Source organism: Roseicyclus sp. (genome assembly GCF_965662675.1).
Classification (GTDB): domain Bacteria; phylum Pseudomonadota; class Alphaproteobacteria; order Rhodobacterales; family Rhodobacteraceae; genus Roseicyclus.
Window position 1 is genome coordinate 1 of the sequence record NZ_CBFIIK010000001.1, and the last position, 19195, is coordinate 19195.

Below are 19195 nucleotides of genomic sequence, written 5' to 3' on the forward strand. Positions count from 1 at the left end.
GCGCGTAGGAACGCATCTTCGCCGATGCGGCGTTCAAAACCCAGATCGAGTGAGCGGCTTTCCTCGGGTGTCAAAGTGGGTGTGCCGAATGGGCCATAAAGCTCATAAAGCGACGGCGCGCGATAGCTTTGCGCGGCTGCGCTGCGGATGATCCAATCCGCGTTGGGCCGCCAAGATGCCGCGATCCGCCCCGAGGTCAGGCCACCGAATTGCGAGTGGTCGTCGTAGCGCAGCGTCGTTGCGATATCGAGGCCGGGCGCGGGCGTCCATGCCACCTCGCCGAAGATGCCGCGGGTATCCATATTGCCGGACCCAGGGCCGAAATCGCCTGATTGTGAGAAATCCTCGCGCTCGATATCCAGACCAAAGCGCAGCTGTGCCGTGGCGGAAATATCGGTCCGGCCCAAATAGCTCAGGCCGATCCGTTCGCCTTTGTAGAGATTGTTGGCGAGATTAAGGGTGGGGCCGGTGCCAAAGTCTCTAATGTTTGACCCCCTGACATCTCGCTCGATCTCATAGTAGGTGGCGGCAAATGTGCTGTCGATCGTGCCGGTGGGCAAATCCAGATAGGCACGCAGCCCGCGCGCGTCGTTGAACGACACCTCATCCGGGCTGCCATCGCTGACGGGGAATTGCTCGTCGAACTCGAGGCGGGCATCCTCGATGAAACCGCTCAGTCCGATCTTGCCGCCATTCGCCAGATCATAGCCGAGCGCAAAGCTGAGGCGGTTCGATTGGAATCCGTCCGCTTCGGTATTGCCGGGGTTTTCGTCGGCGGCCGAGAAGCCTTCGGTCTGGGTGCGCGTGATGGTGAAAGCATAATCCAACGCGCCCAGATCGGCGGCTACGCCGTAAGAACCACGGAAGGTTTCATAGCTACCGGCCTCGACATCGACGAATTGGCTGACGCCCTCATCTTCGGCGCGCCGCGTGGTGATGCTTATGACACCGCCGATCGCCTCCGAGCCATAGACAGCCGATTGGCCGCCGCGCAGTAACTCGATGCGCGCGACATCGGCGGTCGTGAGGCTGCCGAAGTCAAAGGCGCTTTGCGGGCCAGACACATCCGACACATCGATCCCATCGACCAGCACCCGGACATAGTTTTGACCCGCGCCGCGAATGCTGACGGAGGTGAGCGAACCGATGGGGCCTCGGGCGCGCACATCGACCCCCGGAAGGCGGGCGATATAGTCGATCACGCGGGTCTCGCCCGAGGCTTCGAGTTCCTCGCGCGTGACGACTGAAACGGTCGCGCCGGTTTCTTCAAGAGTGGTTTCACCGAAACCCGCCGAAAACACGATCTCGCCCAGATCGAAAACGGATTGCGCCGGTGCAATGGCGGGAAAAAGCAGCGCTGGTGCCAGCGCGGCGGATAGGTATCTCATGATCGGTCCCCCGATGCGGGCCGGAACGCGGCCCTGTTGTGGTCACAGATGTTCTTGGGGGATGCACGCCATGTGACCCCCCGCGAACGGTGGAGGTGTCACCACGACGGAAGGGTCCGTTGCCCATAGCGCCCACCGCGCCCGGACAGGGTGATCACTCCGGCAGGTCTCCTGACTCGCGGGTCATCGCGTGGGCCGGGCCTTCCCGGGGCAATTGGGCCCCAGTGGCATATGCCGGTCACGCTCGCCGCTTACAGTTGCGGGGGCAGTCGCGGAGTCTCACCGCGTTCCCTTTTCACCGGATGGTTGTATCACCCGGACCGAAGCACCCCCTTGATAGCGGCGGTTCGCCGCCCAAGGCAAGCCCAGAGGCGACCTGTCATGGGCTGATCGCGAATTCCGCCATCCCCCGTTGCATCCGCTATCGGCTTGGGGCTTGCTGCTCTCGGAACCGGAGGAAACGCCATGCCGATCACCGATTGGGACGATGCTTATGCCAATGCCGCCCATATTCCGGGGGCCGAGGAATTCTTGCGCGAGTGGCCCATGCGCACCGCTGCCTTGCGGGCCGCATCCCCGCCCGAGCGGTTGCACTATGGGAGCGGTGCGCGCCAAACCATTGATCTTTATCGACCCAAAACCGCTTCGCAGGGTCTAACGGTGATTGTGCATGGCGGCTATTGGATGCGCTTCTCGCCCGAGGAATTCGGCTTTCTTGCTGCCGGGCCATTGGCGCGGGGGCAAAGCGTGGCGATGGTCAGCTATACACTCGCCCCCGAAGCGCGCATTGCCGCGATCACGGCCGAGGTGGCGCAGGCTGTCACCCTTGCCGCGGCCACTGTCCCTGGCCCCATCCGGCTGACCGGGCATTCCGCCGGGGGGCATCTTGTCACACGCATGGGTTGTAGGGGCGTGCTGCCCGCCGCTGTCGCCGCGCGAATCGACCATATCGTTTCGGTCTCTGGGGTGCATGATTTACGTCCGCTTCTACGCACCCAGATGAACGCGACGCTGCGCCTTGATTCGGCCGAGGTGCTGGCCGAAAGCCCGGCATTGCAGTCGCCGCTTGACGGGCTGCGGCTGACCTGTGCCGTGGGCGGCATCGAACGGCCTGAATTCCTTAGGCAAAACGATCTATTAGCGAATATCTGGCGGGGTCTAGGGGCTGACAGCCGCGTGATGCACCTTGCGGGCAAGCATCATTTCGATGTCATCGACGCGCTGGCCGACCCCGCGGGGGTGCTGACCCGCGCATTGTTGGATCAGAGCTTTTCGTAAAGCCCGCCGATCGCGGTCTTGAGGTTCGAGCGGTCCTCGGGCCCCAACTCGTAAAGCAGCGCGGTCTCGATCTCGCGGGCGACGAACTTCAGCCGTGCAACCTCGGCCGTGCCCTTGTCGCTCAGTTGGACGACAAGGCGGCGGCGGTCGGCGGTGTCACGGACCACCGAGATCATGTCGAGATCTTCGAGTCGCCGCTGGGCGCGGCTGACGCGGGCGGCATCCATCGCGGTCAAGATGCAGAGATCATGGCTGGAACAGGGCTGATGGCGCGGCAGCGCCATCATGATCCGCCATTCTGGCACCTGCATGCCCGCGCTTTCCATGATCTGATGGAAGGCACGGCCGGCGATCACCGACATCTGGAACGGCAAGAAATCCGTCAGATCAAAGGGAAGGGTCTGTGCTTGGTCTCTCACGCGCCGTCCAATCCTGAGTAGAGTGTCGCTTGATGCGCTCGCGTTTAAGTTTAATGCGGACTCATTGCATTCGGCAAGCAATTTGTCAGGTCAGCTAGACAGTTGGGTGTAATCCCCTGTGAGGACGGGAGCCAAAGGCGGTTTCCGATCGGCAACCTTGAGATATGTGAAAGCGTGAATACGACGCTCCAGCATCAGTTTCCGGCTTGTGCAGGACGGGTGCTGGCCGTATCTGCAGCGGTGGGACACCCCTCCCCAACGAGGGGCACATATCTGTGAGGGTATCACATCATGGCACTGACTGCTCCGGCGACGCGGCCGGCAAACCCGCGTTTTTCTTCTGGCCCCTGTGCCAAACCCCCGACATTCACGCTCGACAAGCTGGCTGATGCAGCTCTTGGCCGCTCGCACCGCGCCGCTGTGGGCAAGGGCAAGCTCAAGGCCGCGATCGAACAGACACGCGCCATTCTGGGTGTGCCGGCCGATTACCGAATCGGCATCGTGCCGGCATCGGACACCGGCGCCGTCGAAATGGCGATGTGGTCACTTTTGGGTGCGCGGCCCTGCACCATGATCGCATGGGAAAGCTTCGGCGAAGGCTGGGTTTCCGATGCGGTGAAGCAACTCAAGCTCGACGCCACCATCTGCAAGGCCGATTACGGTCATATCGTCGATTTCGCGCAGGTCGATTTCGACACCGATGTCGTCTTTACGTGGAACGGCACCACCTCCGGCGTGCGCCTTCCCAACGGCGACGCGATCCCGGCGGATCGCGCGGGGCTGACCATCTGTGACGCGACCAGCGCCGCCTTCGCGCAGGATTTGCCGTGGGACAAGCTCGATGTCACCACATTCAGCTGGCAAAAGGTGATGGGTGGCGAGGCCGCGCATGGTATGCTGATCTTGTCCCCACGCGCTGTCGCGCGGCTGGAAAGCTACACCCCGCCATGGCCGATGCCCAAGATCTTCCGCATGACCAAGGGCGGCAAGCTGATCGAAGGCATCTTCGTGGGCGAGACGATCAATACCCCCTCGATGCTGGCGGTCGAGGATTACCTTGTCGCGCTGGATTGGGGCCAATCCATCGGTGGGCTGCCGGCGCTGATGGCGCGGGCCGATGCCAATGCCAAAGCCATTTTCGATTTCTGTGCCGCGCGCGATTGGATCGACAATCTGGCCGTCGATCCGGCGACACGGTCGAACACCAGCGTGTGTCTGAAATTCACCGATCCGCGCATCACCGATGGGGCGGCCTTTGCAAAGGCAATCGCCAAGCGGCTGGAGGGCGAGGGTGTGGCGCTGGATATCGGCGCTTATCGCGATGCACCCCCCGGCTTGCGCATCTGGTGCGGTGCCACGGTCGAGACCGCCGATGTGGTGGCGATGCTGCCGTGGCTTGACTGGGCCTTCCAGACCGAGATCGCGGCGCTGGCAAAGGCCGCCTGACGGTGTGCCGGGCTGAAGCCCGGCCTACCACCTGTCCCAACATTTCGCCGTAGGCCGGGCTTCAGCCCGGCACACGCCCCGTTTCCAAAACAAAGGACCAAAACCATGGCCCCCAAAGTTCTCATTTCCGACAGCCTGTCGGACGCCGCCGTTCAGATTTTCAAAGATCGTGGGATCGACGTCACTTTCGACCCCTCCATCGGCAAGGATAAGGACAAGCTGCTCGCCGTTATCGGTGACTACGATGGTCTTGCCATTCGCTCGGCCAGCAAGGTCACCGAAAAGATCATCGCTGCGGCCACCAACCTCAAGGTGATCGGGCGCGCGGGTATCGGGGTCGACAATGTCGACATTCCCGAAGCGTCGAAAAAGGGCATCATCGTGATGAACACGCCCTTTGGCAATTCGATCACCACCGCCGAACATGCCATTGCGATGATGTTCGCAGTTGCGCGCCAAATCCCCGAGGCCAATGCCTCGACCCATGATGGCAAGTGGGAAAAGTCGCGCTTCATGGGTGTGGAGTTGACCGGCAAGACATTGGGCGTGATCGGCGCTGGCAATATCGGCGCGATCGTCTGCGCGCGGGCCTTGGGCTTGAAGATGAAAGTCGTGGCCTATGACCCCTTCCTGTCCGAGGAACGCGCCAAACAGATCGGCGTGACGAAGGTGGAGTTGGACGAGCTTTTGGCGCGCGCCGATTTCATCACGCTGCATGTCCCCTATACCGAGAAGACGGCCAATATCTTGTCGGCGGAAAACCTCGCCAAGACCAAGAAGGGCGTGCGGATCATCAATTGCGCGCGCGGTGGTCTGGTCGATGAGGCGGCCTTGGCCGCGCTGATCACATCGGGCCATGTCGCCGGTGCCGCTTTCGACGTCTTTGCCGAGGAACCGGCGACGGAAAACCCGCTGTTCAACCTGCCCAATGTCGTGGTGACCCCGCATCTGGGTGCCGCCACCACCGAGGCGCAGGAAAACGTGGCGCTGCAGGTGGCCGAGCAGATGGCCGATTACCTGCTGACGGGGGCGGTTTCGAACGCGCTCAACATGCCGTCGGTCACCGCAGAAGAGGCGCGGATCATGGGCCCGTGGCTGAAGCTGGCCGAGCATCTGGGCGCATTCGTCGGCCAGTTGACCGAAGAGGCGATCCAGTCGATCGAGGTGGTCTATAACGGGATCGCCAAGGATATGAACCTCAAGGCGCTGAACTGTGCGGCCATCGCGGGGATCATGAAGGCCACGAACCCCGATGTGAACATGGTCTCGGCCCCGATCATCGCCAAGGATCGCGGGATCGAGATCTCGACCACGACGCAAGACAAGACCGGCGTCTTCGACGGCTATATCCGCCTGGTCGTGGTCACCGATGAGCGCACGCGGTCCGTCGCGGGCACAGTGTTCTCGGACGGCAAGCCGCGCTTCATCCAGATCAAGGGTATCAATATCGATGCCGAGATCGGGGCGCATATGCTGTACACTACGAACCGCGATGTGCCGGGCGTCATCGGCGCTTTGGGCCGCACATTGGGCGAACATGGGGTGAATATCGCGAACTTCACCCTTGGCCGGTCTGGCCGGGATGGGGATGCCATCGCGCTGCTGTATCTGGACGAGGCACCCGCCCCCGAGGCGCTTGGCGCGCTGCGGGCCACGGGTGTGTTCCAACAGGTGCGCCCGCTGGTCTTCGACGCGGTTTGATCCGCGCTTGAAAGGCCCGCCCGTCGCATTGACTTGCGGCGGGCGGCCACTCTGCGCCACAAAAGGCGAAGATGTCTTTCGCTGGCCGCCCTTTGTGCTGCCCGGCATGAGGGGGAGAAACAGATGGACGAAATCGTCATCCTGTCGGGCGTGCGCACGGCAATCGGTACCTTTGGGGGCAGCTTGGCTGCCCTGCCGCCCACCAAGCTGGGTGCAATCGCCGCTGCTGCCGCGCTGGAGCGGGCCGGCGTTGCGGGCGGCCAGATCGGGCATGTCGTCTTTGGCCATGTGATCAACACCGAACCTCGCGACATGTACCTTTCGCGTATCGCGGCGATGGAGGCGGGCATTCCCGACACCACGCCCGCGATGAACGTCAACCGCCTGTGCGGATCGGGGGCGCAGGCGATCGTTTCAGTGATCCAGTCGCTTGCGATGGGGGATGCCGATTTCGGCCTCGCCGGTGGGGCGGAAAGCATGTCGAACGGGCCGCATATCCTGCCTGCGGCGCGGTTCGGGCAGAAGATGGGCGATGTGCGCGCGCTGGATATGATGATCGGCGCGCTGCACTGCCCCTTTGGCACCGGGCATATGGGGGTAACGGCGGAAAATGTCGCCGCCGAGCATGACATCAGCCGAAACGCGCAAGACGCCTTTGCGCTGGAAAGCCAGAGCCGCGCCGCGCGTGCGATTGCCGAGGGGCGTTTCACGGACCAGATCGTGCCGGTCGAGGTGATGGTGAAGCGCGAAAAGGTGCCCTTCGTCACCGACGAACATCCCAAGGCCACCAGCCTCGATGCGCTGGGGGGGTTGAAAACGGTGTTCAAGAAGGATGGCACCGTCACCGCGGGCAATGCCAGCGGCATCAATGATGGGGCCGCCGCCCTTGTGCTGGCGCGCGCTGATGCGGCGGAAAAGGCCGGCCTGAAACCCCGCGCGCGGGTCTTGGGCTATGCCCATGCCGGTGTGCGGCCTGAGGTGATGGGCATCGGCCCGGTGCCTGCGGTCGAGAACCTGTTGGCGCGCACGGGGCTGAAGATCACCGATTTCGACGTCATCGAGTCGAACGAGGCATTTGCCGCCCAAGCCTTGGCTGTGAACAAGGGGCTTGGCCTTGATCCCGCCCGTGTGAACCCCAATGGCGGGGCCATCGCGCTGGGCCATCCGGTGGGCGCGACGGGCGCGATCATCACCGTCAAGGCGCTCTATGAGTTGGAGCGGATCGGCGGAAAACGCGCGCTGATCACCATGTGCATCGGTGGTGGCCAAGGCATCGCGCTGGCCATCGAACGGCTGTGATCGCCGCATTGCCGCGTCTGAATTAACCGCTTCTTCAGCCCGCGCTGCCACAAGACGCCTATCGGCATCTAGGCACGCGGCGGCATGAGTATCAGAGGGTTCGATGAACGGTTGGCGCGCGAACGCCGCGCCCGGCTACAGGCCGAGCGTCTTCTCGCCCAACGCTCGGAGGAGTTGTATTCCGCCAACAAGAAGCTGGCCGAACACGCCCATGCGCTGTCGCATACCGTGATCGCCCAGCGCGAAGAGAATGCCGCCCTGATCGGGCGTTCGACCCGCACGCAAGCCGCGCTCGAGGTGGCGACCGAAAAGGCCGTGATCGCCGAGCGCCGCCTGTGGGATGCGCTGAGCGCGGTCGAGGATGGATTCGCCATTTTCGACCGTGATTGGCGGTTGGTCGTCGCCAATCCGGCATGGATGGGCGCATTCGACGGGGTGGTCGATGTCGCCCCCGGCGCCAGCTACGAGGCGATCTTGCGCATCGCCGTCGAAGAGGGGCTGATCGATCTGCAGGGTGAGGATGCCGATGATTGGGTCGATCGGATGATTTCCCGTTGGGAGGGTGCAAGCATCGCCCAGGCCGATATTCGGCTGTTCAACGGCGTCTATGTGCGGCTGATCGACAAGTGCACCCCACAGGGCGACATGGTCAGCCTGTCGCTGGATATCACCGACACGATCCGCCGCGAGGGTGAGCTTGAACGCGCCCGTGATCGGGCCGAGGCCGCGACACGGGCGAAATCCGCTTTTCTTGCCAATATGAGCCACGAGATCCGAACGCCGATGAATGGTGTGGTCGCCATGGCCGGGCTGTTGCGCGAGATGAACCTGACCGACGAGCAGCGCCTTTATGCCGAGACGATCCAGAACTCGGGCGAGGCATTGTTGGCGATCATCAACGACATTCTCGACTATTCCAAGATCGACGCGGGCAAGATGATCTTGCATGCCGAAAGCTTCGACCTGCGGGCGCTGATCGACGAAATCTTTCGCCTGATGCGTCCCGGGCTGGAGGGGAAGGATCTGTCGCTGGTGTTGGATTACGACATCTTCATGCCGCCGCGCCTGATCGGTGATCCGGGGCGGGTGCGACAGATCTTGACCAACCTGATCGGCAATGCGGTGAAATTCACCGAAGCCGGTCAGGTCATGTTGCATGTGGTCGGCCTGCCCGATCCGGTGCAGGCCGACAAGCTGCAGGTCAGGATCGTTGTCGCCGATACCGGCATCGGCATCGCGCCCGAGATGCAGGCCCATGTCTTCGGTGAGTTCAATCAGGTCGAGGCGCAGACGACCCGCCGCTTCGATGGCACCGGCTTGGGCTTGGCCATCACGCGTCAGCTTGTGGCGCTGATGGGGGGTGAAATCTGGCTCGATTCGACCTTGGGCGTGGGATCGTCTTTTGGCGTGTCGCTGTTTTTCGGGCTGGACCGCGCGGCCTTGCCTGCGCCCACGCCACCCGTGGCGCTGGCGCTGCCGCCCAAGCGCGAATTCCACGTTCTGGCGGCAGAGGACAACAAGACCAACCAGCTGGTCTTTCGCGCCATGCTCAAGGATGTCGCTCTCGAGCTTGATGTCGTCGAGAACGGCGCGCTTTGCCTTGCGCATTATCACGACGCACGGCCCGATATGATCCTAAGCGATATTTCCATGCCGGAGATGGACGGGCTGGCCTTGGCCCGCGCAGTGCGTGCCCATGAGGCCGAACAAGGTCTGTCCCGTTTGCCGATCATCGCGATGACCGCGCATGCGATGGAGAGTGACCGCGCCCGGATTCTGGCCGCGGGGTTTGATGAATGTTTGACCAAACCGCTCGACAAGACGCAGTTGCATGCCGTGATCAGCCGTTATGCGCCGCCGGATATCGGCGTGGTTGCGGGGCTCAAGGCCGCCAGCGGGTGACGGCCTCGGTCACGCGGTAATGGCCGGTTTCGACCGCGCGCCAATTTCGGATCGGCCCATGGGTATAGGCCTGTGCGATGGGGTCTTTCGGGTCGATGACGCCCAGCGCGCCAAGGATCTGGGTGATCACCGCCTCGGACGCGCGGGTGCTGCCATCGGCGATCTTGAGGGCCACCCCGATCCGATGCTCGGGGACGATCGCGGCAAAGACCGCCTCGGCCCCGGTCTTGATCGCGGCGCGGTTGCCCATGACGCGCATCAGCTTGGTGCAGGCGCGCCCTTCGCCCGCGACCAGATGGGGGTGGGCCATCATCGCGTTGCGCAGCCGCACCATCGCGCTCTGGCGCGAATCGACGCCGTCCTTGGCGGCGGCGAACATCGCCAGCGCGCGGGCAAAGCCCGACAGGCTGGCGGCGAAATTCGGGGCAGAACAGCCATCAATGCCATAACCCGGTGTCGCCTCGTCGGTGACATCTTCCCATGCGGCCTTGATGGCGCGCTGAAGCGGGTGATCGGGGTCGACATATTCGGGGCCTGCCCGCAGGTGTTTGGTCAGCGTCAAGAACCCCGAATGTTTGCCCGAGCAATTGTTGTGGCGCTGGTCGGGGCCGCATTTGGAACAGATCAGATCGTCGCGGGCAGGCGTGTCGTTTGGCCATTGCACACCACAACGTAGGTCGGCCTCGGATAGGCCCAGATCGGCCAGCCAGCGCGTGACCATCTCGGTATGCACCGCCGCCCCCTGATGCGACGCGCAAGCCAGCGCCAGATGCGCATCGCGCAGGCCGAACGCATCGGCAGCGCCACTTTCGAGCAGCGGCAAGGCCTGCACCATCTTGGAGGAGGAGCGCGGCAAGATCGCAGCGGAAACATCGCCCAAGCCCCAGATCAGACCGGCATCGGCATGCCAGACCGCGACATGCCCGTGATGGAGGCTTTCGCAAAAATCGCCGCGCCAAACCTCGACCAACCGCTCTGCGCTCATGTTCTTGCCTCTCTTTGCTTCACGACCCGGCGATTTTCCGCTGCCGGGGCTTTTTCTGTGGCGCGGTTTCCTTTAGGTTCATACACGATACGGTATGCCGCCCCCCATTTACGTGAACCAAAAAGCGGGCGCAGACCAGAGGCAGATGGGGCGGAGGCTCTGAGAGAGATGAAACACAGGCTTGTCGGTATTCTGGCGGGGGCGGTTCTGGCGATCGCGGCTGTTCCCTCCTTGGCTCAAGAAACGTCTACAAATCGCGTCGGCGCGCAGACGGATTGGTCCGTTTTCGTCGAAGACAACCCCACGCAATGCTGGGTGGTGTCGATGCCACGCGAAACGGTCAACACCCGCGACGGGCGCGTCGTGTCGGTCAATCGCGGCGAGATCCTGATGTTCGTCAGCTTTTGGCCCGGGCAAGAGCGGCTGGGTGAGGTCTCGTTCACTGGTGGCTATCCATTCGCCGATGGCTCTACCGTGTCGATGCGGATCGGTGATGCCAGCTTCGAGTTGTTCACCGATGCTGAAATGGCATGGGCAGCTTCCCCACAAGATGATCAGCGGATCATTACGGCGATGAAGCGGGGCGCTGATGCGGTCATGACCGCGCGTTCCAGCCGGGGTACCCAGACGCAGGATACTTTTTCGCTGATGGGTTTCACCGCCGCTGTCGAGGATGCCGAGGCGCGCTGTTCGGGCTAAACCCGCGTCCTGCGTTTGGCCTGCCCGCAAATCCCTTTGCAGGGGCGTCTAATGCCTGTATTTGGCGCGGGTCCACAAAGGAATACGCCTATGTCCGCCTCTGCGCCCATCACGCAGGATGTTTTGACCATTCCGCGCAAGCTGCCCGAGGGGCCGATCAACCTGATCGGGCTGACGCGCGACGGCATGCGCGCGGCCCTGATCGCTGCGGGTACTCCGGAAAAACAGGCCAAGATGCGGGTCAGCCAGATCTGGCAATGGATCTATATCTGGGGCGCGCGCGAATTCGAGGTGATGACCAATCTGGCCAAGGGCTATCGTGCGGAACTGGCCCAGCATTTCGTGATCGAATTGCCCGAGGTGGTGCGCCGCGATATCTCGGCCGATGGGACGCGCAAGTATCTGGTGCGGATCGCGGGCGGCCACGAGGTCGAGGTGGTCTATATCCCCGAGGTGGATCGCGGCACGCTGTGCATTTCCAGCCAAGTCGGCTGCACGCTGACCTGTTCGTTCTGCCATACCGGCACACAAAAACTGGTGCGCAACCTGACCGCAGGCGAGATCATCGGTCAGGTGATGATGGCGCGCGACGATCTGGGCGAATGGCCCGAACCCGGCGAGGGCATGGGCGAGCGGCCAAGGCTGATTTCCAATATCGTGCTGATGGGTATGGGCGAGCCGCTCTATAATTTCGACAATGTGCGCGATGCGATGAAGATCGCCATGGATGGCGAGGGGATTGCCCTGTCGCGTCGGCGGATCACACTGTCGACATCGGGCGTGGTGCCCGAGATCGCGCGCACCGCCGATGAGATCGGCTGCATGCTGGCGATCAGCTTTCACGCCACCACCGATGCGGTGCGCGACCGCCTTGTGCCGATCAACAAGCGCTGGAACATCGCGGAATTGCTGGATGCGCTGCGGGCTTATCCCAAGGCCAGCAATTCGGAGCGAATCACCTTTGAATACGTGATGCTTAAGGATGTGAACGACAGCGACGATGATGCGCGGCGTCTGGTCAAGCTGATCGCGGGGATTCCGGCCAAGATCAATCTCATCCCCTTCAACGAGTGGCCCGGCGCACCGTATCAGCGGTCGGATTGGGAACGGATCGAGCGTTTCGCCGATATCGTTTACAAGGCCGGCTATGCCAGCCCCATTCGCACACCGCGCGGCGAGGATATCATGGCCGCTTGTGGTCAGTTGAAATCGGCCACCGAGCGCGCGCGCAAATCACGCGCCGAGATCGCTGCCGAAGCCGGGCTTGATGGCTGAAATGAAAAAGGCGGCCCGAAAACGGACCGCCCTTTCCTGAACGTCGATGACGATCGGATCAGTCGTTCGCGGCGACGGCTGCGGCGATCAGGATGAGCGCCAAAACCGGAACCAGGATGCCGCCGGCCGAAGAAGACGTATCTTCTGCGATGACGACGGGTGCGACTGCCGAGCCAGCAACGCCGCCCGCGAAAGCGCCAGTGGCAACCATCGAAAGAGCAGCAGCGAGAGCGAGTTTCTTCATTGTATCCTCCAAGATACGCCCCGTTTCACGCGACATGCGCAAGGTCGGGGCACCTAAGACTGTACCTCGTGCGATTTGTATAAGCAGCAAAGACGTCGCAATGCAATGTGCCCACGATCCCACGTGTCATAGGATTGGCGCGTTGTCGTCAAATTAGCAACACCTGCGTGCCGATCCGCGTGAGCGTGTAGAGCTCGCCGATATGGTGATTGTACAGGCCCACACATCCATTCGACGATCTTCGCCCTATCTTTCGCGTATCATGGGTGCCGTGGATGCGATAATACTGCCAGCTCAGGTGCAATGCGTGGGTACCCAAGGGGTTATCAGGCCCCGGCGGCACGAAATCGGGCCATTCCGGGTTGCGCTGCCGCATGGCGGGCGTCGGGCTCCACGAGGGGCCTTCAACTTTTCGTGTAATCTCGGTTCGGCCGCGCCGCGTGAGGTCTTCGCTCATCGGCACCGAGGTGGGATACAGCCGGTAGACGCTGCGATCCGCGCTCCAGAAATGCAGCACGCGCGATGTGATATCGACCAAGATCGCGCCATTTTTCGTGTCGGCGAAGTACGGTCGCCAGTCCAGCGCCCGAAAACTTGAAATATTGCGCTGTGCACCTTGTTCGATGCGGGTTTCGAATTCTGTCGAACCCGGTGTGGCCTGTGAAAAAGCGGGGCTTGCCAAGATGCTGGCCACGCCGCCAAGCACAGCGCGCCGTCCCATGCGCGGCCGGTCAAAATCGGTCATCTCTGCCTCATGTCGATTGGGCCTATACGGCCTCTTGCGCGAAAGATAACACGAATCAGCGAAATGTGGCGTGACCTTGCGTCGATTTGGCAACGCATGTGGTTCTGGCGCAGCATTGCGTCCCGAGTGGAGTTGTAAACCGATTAACAAGAGTTTTTCGTTAATCATGGGCGATATGATGATACCTATCCGGTTTTCCATTTTCGCATGGCCGATGTTGGCGCTGGTTTTGGCCGGATGTGTCATCGTGCCGACAGCGCAAACCACCCTCGTGCCTGATCGGACTGCCGCGCCGGTGGTCTATCGCATCGATCCCGCCGATACCCCTGAAATCCAGTTTCGCATGCTTGACAGTGTGAATGCGCTGCGCGCGGCCGCCGGTGTGCCCGCCTTGCGGCTGAATGCGGAATTGATCGCCGCCGCGGCAACGCATGCGCGCGACATGGCGGTTCAAAACCGGCCTTGGCATTTCGGCTCGGACGGGTCTTCGCCGATCGACCGGGCGCGCAGGGCGGGCTATCGCGGCCGCGTTCTGGGTGAGGCGATCTCCGAGACTTACGAATCAGAGCTTGAGACGATTACCGCCTGGATGGCGCGCAGCGATACGCGCGCCGTGATCGTCGATGCGTCGGCGCGTGACCTTGGCGTTGCATTCTTTCAAGAACCATCGGGCAAAATCTGGTGGACGCTGGTCGCCGGTGACGGCGGCGTGACCGGGCCCGGCCCTGTGCCCGCCGGATAGCGCCCTTCAGGGGAAGATGTCGATCACCGTACGCATGGGAACCATGGCATAAATCTCACGCATTTCACGGTCGGTCACAGCGATGCAGCCCGCCGTCCAGTCATGCTTTCGGCGAAAGGCACGGGGCGTGCCGTGGATGAAGATATCGCCGCCCGGATCGACACCGCGCGTGACCGCTTGGGCGCGATCGGCGGTATTGGGATAGCTGATGCCGATCGACAGGTAGAAGGCGCTGTTGGGGTTGCGGCGGTCGATATAATAGCGCCCCTCCGGCGTGCGGCCGTCACCTTCTTGGGCCTTGTGACCATCGGGGGCGAAGCCCAGTTCGACATCATAGCCGCGCAAGACCTGCTCATGATGCAGCAGATACATCCGGCGGGTGGATTTATGCACCTCGATCCGGGTTACTTCAGGGCCGGAATAACTAGCGAATTTCGGCTGTTCGCAGCCAGCCGTCACGCCCGCCGCAAGCAGAAGTAATAGCGTTGATCGCCGATTCAGTAGGGTGCCCATAACGCTGCTCTTATCATTGTTTCGTGCTGTTCTAGAGCAATTTCTTGAACCTGTTTAGAGGCGATTTTTACTGCTCTTGCGCCAAGAGTGCGGACAGACCTGCGCGGTAATCGGGATAGCGCAGGCGCACGCCCAGATCGGCCTTGATGCGGCGGTTATCGACGCGCTTTGATTCGGCATAGAAGCTGGCGGCCATCGGGCTCAGTTTCGCGCGATCAAATGGCATCTCGGGCGGTAGCGGCAGGCCCAAAAGCGTGGCGGCATGCGCGATCACATCTTGTGGCGGGGCCGGGTCGTCATCGCATAGATTATAGATCGCGCCCGGATCGGGCCGGTTCATCGACGCGATCAACACCTGCGCGATATCGGCGACATGGATGCGGGAAAACACCTGTCCTTGCTTGATGATGCGTCGCGCAGTGCCATCGCGGACCTTTTCGAAGGGCCCGCGGCCCGGCCCATAGATCCCCGCCAGCCGGAAGATATGCAACGCCAGCCCATGGTCGCGTAAAAGCGCCATCCATTCACCTTCGGCGGCTACGCGTGCGCGGCCCCGCTCAGTCGAGGGGGTGAGGGGTGTCGTTTCATCCACCCAAGCGCCGGCATGGTCGCCGTAAACCCCGGTGGTGGACAGATACCCAACCCATTCGAGCCGCTTGGCATGGGCGGCGATGGAATCGCGGACATGGGCGAGCACCGGGTCGTACCCGTCCTCGGGGCCAGCGGTGATCAGTATGTGGCTTGCCCACGCGATGTCTGCGGCCATGTCTGTGCCGGGAAAGACGCGGGCCGTCAGCCCCTTTGCGATCAGCTGTGCGGCCTTCTCGGGGCTGCGCGTGGTGACGCGCACGGTGCCGGGCCCGGCGTGCATTTCGGCCAAAAGGAACCGGGCGCTGTAGCCATAGCCGAAGATCAATAGCTTCATCGCACCCTCTCGACCGCCCAACGCGCGGCGTCCGCTACCGCTTCGTCGGGATCATTCACAAGCCTTTGGGCAACCTGCGCAAGCTGCGCCTGCCCCGAATTCCCGATGGCATATAGCACGTTGCGCACGAAGCGGTCGCGCCCGATGCGCTTGATCGGGCTACCCGCGAACATCGCGCGAAAACCGGCATCGTCGAGCATGGCCAGTTCGGCAAGCGGTGGCGACACCAGTTCGGGGCGCGCGGCATAGCGATGCTCGCTTGCCGCTTGGGCGAATTTGTTCCACGGGCAGATGGCAAGACAATCATCGCAACCATAGATGCGGTTGCCCATCAGCGGGCGCAGTTCTGGGTCGACGGGCCCCTTATGCTCGATCGTCAGGTAGGAAATGCAGCGCCGTGCATCGAGTTGGAAAGGCGCGGGGAAAGCGCGCGTGGGGCAGATATCGAGACAGGCGGTGCAGCTGCCGCAATGCTCCTCCTCGGGCGCGTCGGGGGGCAGCGCGATGGTTGTGAAGATCGCGCCCAGAAAAAACCAGTTGCCCAGATCGCGCGACAAAAGGTTCGTGTGCTTGCCCTGCCAGCCCAGCCCGGCGGCCTGCGCCAGCGGCTTTTCCATCACGGGGGCGGTGTCGACGAACACCTTGATCTCGTGCCCCGGCGCTTGGTCGAGCAGCCAGCGGCCCACCCGTTTCAGCCGCTTCTTGACCAGATCGTGATAGTCCCTGTTCTGCGCATAGACACTGATCGTGGCGCGGTCGTGGCGGTCCAGCGCAGCCAAGGGGTCATCATCGGGGGTATAGGGTTCGGCCAACATGATGACCGATTTCGCATCGGGCCAAAGCGCGGTTGGATCGCCGCGCCAGCCCATGCGCTCGGCCATCCACCCCATCTGTCCGTGCCGCCCGTCGGCGACAAAGGCCGCAAGGCGCGCCGCCGCCTGCGGGATCGCGTCGGGGCGGCAGATGCCCATCTTGGCAAAGCCCGCCGCGCGGGCCTCGGTCAAAAGGGCATGTTTGAGATCGCTCAAAAGTCGAGATTCGCGTAGTGAGGCGGCTGGATGAAGCCGGGGATCTGATCGGCAAGGATCGACCGGAAGGCCGGGCGCGACTTTACCTTGGCATACCAGTCCTTGACCACCTCGGAGCGGTTCCAATCCACGTCCGAGATATAGTCGAGGCAGGACAGATGCGCGGCGGCGGTGAAATCGGCCATCGTCATCGCATCACCGGCCAACCAGCGGCGGTGATCGAGAAGCCATGCCATGTAATCGAGGTGATACTTGATCTGTTGCGCGCCGGTCTTGACCGCTTTGCCATCAGGATAGCCCGCGCGCATGATCTTTTTGTTCACGCGCTCATAGACCAGATTGGCGGTCACCTCGTGGTGGAACTTGTCATCGAACCAATTGATGAGGCGGCGCACCTCGGCCCGCGCCTTGGGGTCGGCGGGAAACAGCGCCGGCTCGGGGCGTGTTTCTTCCAGATATTCGCAGATGGCGCTCGACTCGGTTAGCATCATGCCGTCGATTTTCAGCACCGGCACCTTGCCGGCTGGGTTCCGGCGCAGAAACTCGGTCGAGGGTTCCCAATATTTCTCGTCGATCAGTTCGACCTCGATCCGCTTTTCGGCCAGCACAAGGCGGACCTTTCGGCAGAAAGGAGACAGGGCGAAATGGTAGAGGCGCGCCATTGCTTTGCTCGATCCGTTTTGGGTTGCTTCTCTATGACGCGAAACCCTGTCCGATTTCAATTCGCAAAGCAGGAATCGCGCCCATCTGCGGCGATCGTTGCGGCGCCGTCGGCGATCGATCTGGCCCGACGGTCGAGCGTATCCGAGGGCGCGGCTGCGTTACGTTCGCGCGGGTTGGGCAAGACCGCGGCCAAAAGTGCCGCTTGGCGCGGTGTGAGATCGGCGGCGGTCACGCCGAAATGATGCTGCGCCGCCGCATCGGCGCCGAAAATGCTCGGCCCGAATTCGGCGATGTTGAGATAGACCTCCAATATGCGGCGTTTGGGCCAGGTCAGCTCGACAACGGGGGTGATCGTGGCCTCCATCGCTTTGCGCAGCCAGCTACGCCCATGCCACAGAAAGGCATTCTTGACGGTTTGTTGGCTGATCGTCGATCCGCCGCGTGTCGCACCCGCGGCGATGGCGTCGCGGATCGCGGCCATGTCAAACCCCCAATGAAGGCAGAAATTCGCATCCTCTGCGGCAACGGCAGCGCGTTGCAGGTGCACCGAAATGTCTGACATGCCCACCCAATCATAGGTGACATCGCCCATGCGGCGGCTTTCAGCGATCATATGCGCGGTGGTTGGAACGGGGACAAAGCCATAGGCGATGATCCAGCCCATGATTACCACCAGCCCCAAGGCCAGGCCGCGCACCATCCATCGGCGCAACCGCAGGGCCGCGCGCCGCAAGCGCGACGTTGGGCGCTGGGCCGCCTTCTTGCGCTTGCGCCGTGATGTCACCGGCGGCTCGGCGCCGTTGTCGCTTTCGGGTCGTCGGATCAATGTCGCCTCGGGCGTATCTGCTCTTTTCGGAAAGACTATCCTTTCTGGGTGGGTGAAACCAAGGTGCTTGTGCGCAAGGTGGCGCGTGGGCGCTTGGCGCGGGTCGCAAGCTCGGCTATGGCGTGCGCATGAAAATTAAATTCGTCGAACTCGAAGCTGCCGCTCTCATGTCCGAAGTGATGTTCGGACATGGGTTCGCCCATTACGGCTATTTCCCCGATGGCACCCCCGGCGAACTGACCGCCGAGGCGCTGGGCCGGGCGCAGATGGCCTATTTCGAAAAGCTCGTTGCGGCGATCGGAACCGTCCCGGGCGGGGTGCGGTCGATCCTCGATGTCGGATCGGGGACGGGGTCGAATGCGCGTGCCTTGATCGCGCGTGGTTTTGAGGTTGCCTGTGTCTCGCCCTCGCACCAGATGAACGAGATGGCGCGCGCCAAGCTGCCTGAGGGCACGCTTGTCGTGGATGCAATGTTCGAGGATTTCGATCATTCTCAGCGGCGTGACATCTGTCTTTTCGCCGAAAGCTTTCACTATATCGATCTGGTCACAGCTTTATCCAAGGCGGGCGATCTGGCCGATAAGGGTGTGGTGATCTTCGACTACTTCCGCCGCCCCGGCTTTGCCCATGATGATGGCACGCGCGGCACCCATGCGGCCTTTGTCGATGAGATCGCGCGCCAAGGCGTGTTCGACATCATTTCGGATGAGGACATGACCGATGCGATCACGCCCACTTTCGTCATCCATGAATACCTCAAGAACGAAAAGGTCGGCCCGTTCGTTCAACGCTTCCGGGCGGAGTTGAAGCGCGCATATCCGTGGCGCGCTTGGCTGATGGAAAAGATGTTGGGGCGTAGCTTGAACAAACTGGGCCGGCATACCGACCGCGCCGCGGTATTCGCGCGCAACCATGAATATCGGCTGATCGTCTTGGCCCGCCGCGCCTGATCTGAACGCCCCAAACCAGCCCTGCCGCGTTCCAGTGCGAAGGAACGAAAATTGATCCGCGGTCATGAACGATCCGCGTAATTACCTGCCTTTGGCCCGCGCTACTCCCCAATCATGCCGCAATTGCGGGCGACACCGAGGGGGACGCATAAGCCCGAGCAGGAATT

Annotated in this window: 19 protein-coding genes and 1 riboswitch; of the genes, 9 read left to right on the forward strand and 10 right to left on the reverse strand. The window is 62.3% G+C overall.

All coding sequences use genetic code 11. From position 1 onward, the window contains the following. Positions 1-1388: TonB-dependent receptor plug domain-containing protein (locus tag ACTG4J_RS00005; RefSeq protein ID WP_439136367.1), on the reverse strand; the 1388-nt coding region annotated here is incomplete at its 3' end. 144 nt (positions 1389-1532) lie between these two features. Continuing rightward, positions 1533-1728, reverse strand: a riboswitch (cobalamin riboswitch). A gap of 125 nt (positions 1729-1853) precedes the next feature. On the opposite strand from ACTG4J_RS00005, the gene ACTG4J_RS00010 reads away from it, so the two are divergent. Further along, the gene (locus tag ACTG4J_RS00010) at positions 1854-2666 is read left to right on the forward strand and encodes an alpha/beta hydrolase (RefSeq protein ID WP_439136369.1); all 813 of its coding nucleotides are present in this window, start codon (positions 1854-1856) and stop codon (positions 2664-2666) included. Here ACTG4J_RS00010 and ACTG4J_RS00015 read toward each other — a convergent pair. Then, complete coding sequence (locus ACTG4J_RS00015; RefSeq protein ID WP_439136371.1) at positions 2651-3085, reverse strand: MarR family winged helix-turn-helix transcriptional regulator; 435 nt, start codon at positions 3083-3085, stop codon at positions 2651-2653. The two genes, ACTG4J_RS00010 and ACTG4J_RS00015, sit on opposite strands and share 16 nt — an antisense overlap. A 291-nt stretch (positions 3086-3376) precedes the next feature. Between ACTG4J_RS00015 and ACTG4J_RS00020 the strand changes: the two genes are divergently transcribed. From ACTG4J_RS00020 to ACTG4J_RS00035, 4 genes are all read left to right on the forward strand, one after another. Continuing rightward, positions 3377-4531, forward strand: a complete 1155-nt coding sequence (locus tag ACTG4J_RS00020; RefSeq protein WP_439136373.1) for a phosphoserine transaminase — start codon at positions 3377-3379, stop codon at positions 4529-4531. Positions 4532-4636: 105 nt separating this feature from the next. Then, positions 4637-6232: a phosphoglycerate dehydrogenase gene (serA, locus tag ACTG4J_RS00025; RefSeq protein ID WP_439136375.1), complete on the forward strand. Its 1596-nt coding sequence runs from the start codon at positions 4637-4639 to the stop codon at positions 6230-6232. A 123-nt stretch (positions 6233-6355) separates the two neighbouring features. After that, positions 6356-7531 carry an acetyl-CoA C-acyltransferase family protein gene (locus tag ACTG4J_RS00030; protein WP_439136377.1) on the forward strand — a complete coding sequence of 392 codons (1176 nt, stop codon included), beginning with the start codon at positions 6356-6358 and terminating at the stop codon, positions 7529-7531. A gap of 84 nt (positions 7532-7615) precedes the next feature. Beyond that, positions 7616-9433, forward strand: a complete 1818-nt coding sequence (locus tag ACTG4J_RS00035) for an ATP-binding protein (protein WP_439136379.1) — start codon at positions 7616-7618, stop codon at positions 9431-9433. On the opposite strand, the gene ACTG4J_RS00040 is transcribed toward ACTG4J_RS00035, so the two are convergent. Next, positions 9414-10418 carry an asparaginase gene (locus ACTG4J_RS00040; protein WP_439136381.1) on the reverse strand — a complete coding sequence of 335 codons (1005 nt, stop codon included), beginning with the start codon at positions 10416-10418 and terminating at the stop codon, positions 9414-9416. The genes ACTG4J_RS00035 and ACTG4J_RS00040 overlap by 20 nt on opposite strands. Positions 10419-10586: 168 nt before the next feature. On the opposite strand from ACTG4J_RS00040, the gene ACTG4J_RS00045 reads away from it, so the two are divergent. Both ACTG4J_RS00045 and rlmN read left to right on the forward strand, forming a co-directional pair. After that, positions 10587-11117 carry an invasion associated locus B family protein gene (locus ACTG4J_RS00045; protein ID WP_439136383.1) on the forward strand — a complete coding sequence of 177 codons (531 nt, stop codon included), beginning with the start codon at positions 10587-10589 and terminating at the stop codon, positions 11115-11117. Between the two features lie 90 nt (positions 11118-11207). After that, a complete protein-coding gene (rlmN, locus tag ACTG4J_RS00050) occupies positions 11208-12392 on the forward strand; it encodes a 23S rRNA (adenine(2503)-C(2))-methyltransferase RlmN (RefSeq protein WP_439136385.1) in 1185 nt (394 codons plus the stop codon). 58 nt (positions 12393-12450) lie between these two features. Here rlmN and ACTG4J_RS00055 read toward each other — a convergent pair whose 3' ends face one another. Both ACTG4J_RS00055 and ACTG4J_RS00060 read right to left on the reverse strand, forming a co-directional pair. Continuing rightward, on the reverse strand, positions 12451-12636 hold the full coding sequence (locus tag ACTG4J_RS00055; RefSeq protein WP_422240962.1) for a hypothetical protein: 186 nt from the start codon (positions 12634-12636) through the stop codon (positions 12451-12453). Positions 12637-12784: 148 nt separating this feature from the next. After that, positions 12785-13381, reverse strand: coding sequence for a L,D-transpeptidase (locus ACTG4J_RS00060; protein WP_439136388.1), 597 nt, complete (start codon positions 13379-13381; stop codon positions 12785-12787). A 175-nt stretch (positions 13382-13556) separates the two neighbouring features. On the opposite strand from ACTG4J_RS00060, the gene ACTG4J_RS00065 reads away from it, so the two are divergent. Then, positions 13557-14123, forward strand: a complete 567-nt coding sequence (locus ACTG4J_RS00065) for a CAP domain-containing protein (protein WP_439136390.1) — start codon at positions 13557-13559, stop codon at positions 14121-14123. Positions 14124-14129: 6 nt separating this feature from the next. Here the strand turns inward: ACTG4J_RS00065 and ACTG4J_RS00070 are convergent, their stop codons facing one another. The 5 genes from ACTG4J_RS00070 to mtgA form a co-directional block, all read right to left on the reverse strand. Further along, positions 14130-14636 (reverse strand): L,D-transpeptidase family protein, encoded by a 507-nt coding sequence (locus ACTG4J_RS00070; RefSeq protein WP_439136392.1) that lies wholly within the window; start codon positions 14634-14636, stop codon positions 14130-14132. Positions 14637-14703: 67 nt separating this feature from the next. Continuing rightward, complete coding sequence (locus ACTG4J_RS00075; protein WP_439136394.1) at positions 14704-15561, reverse strand: SDR family oxidoreductase; 858 nt, start codon at positions 15559-15561, stop codon at positions 14704-14706. Then, positions 15558-16532: a tRNA epoxyqueuosine(34) reductase QueG gene (gene queG, locus ACTG4J_RS00080; protein ID WP_439136543.1), complete on the reverse strand. Its 975-nt coding sequence runs from the start codon at positions 16530-16532 to the stop codon at positions 15558-15560. The genes ACTG4J_RS00075 and queG overlap by 4 nt, the downstream gene beginning before the upstream one ends. Before the next feature lie 53 nt (positions 16533-16585). Next, a complete protein-coding gene (fzlA, locus tag ACTG4J_RS00085) occupies positions 16586-17251 on the reverse strand; it encodes an FtsZ-binding protein FzlA (RefSeq protein ID WP_439136396.1) in 666 nt (221 codons plus the stop codon). Between the two features lie 56 nt (positions 17252-17307). Further along, the gene (gene mtgA / locus ACTG4J_RS00090) at positions 17308-17952 is read right to left on the reverse strand and encodes a monofunctional biosynthetic peptidoglycan transglycosylase (RefSeq protein WP_439136398.1); all 645 of its coding nucleotides are present in this window, start codon (positions 17950-17952) and stop codon (positions 17308-17310) included. Positions 17953-18206: 254 nt separating this feature from the next. On the opposite strand from mtgA, the gene ACTG4J_RS00095 reads away from it, so the two are divergent. Further along, positions 18207-19028 (forward strand): methyltransferase domain-containing protein, encoded by an 822-nt coding sequence (locus ACTG4J_RS00095; protein WP_439136400.1) that lies wholly within the window; start codon positions 18207-18209, stop codon positions 19026-19028. Positions 19029-19195: the final 167 nt, after the last annotated feature.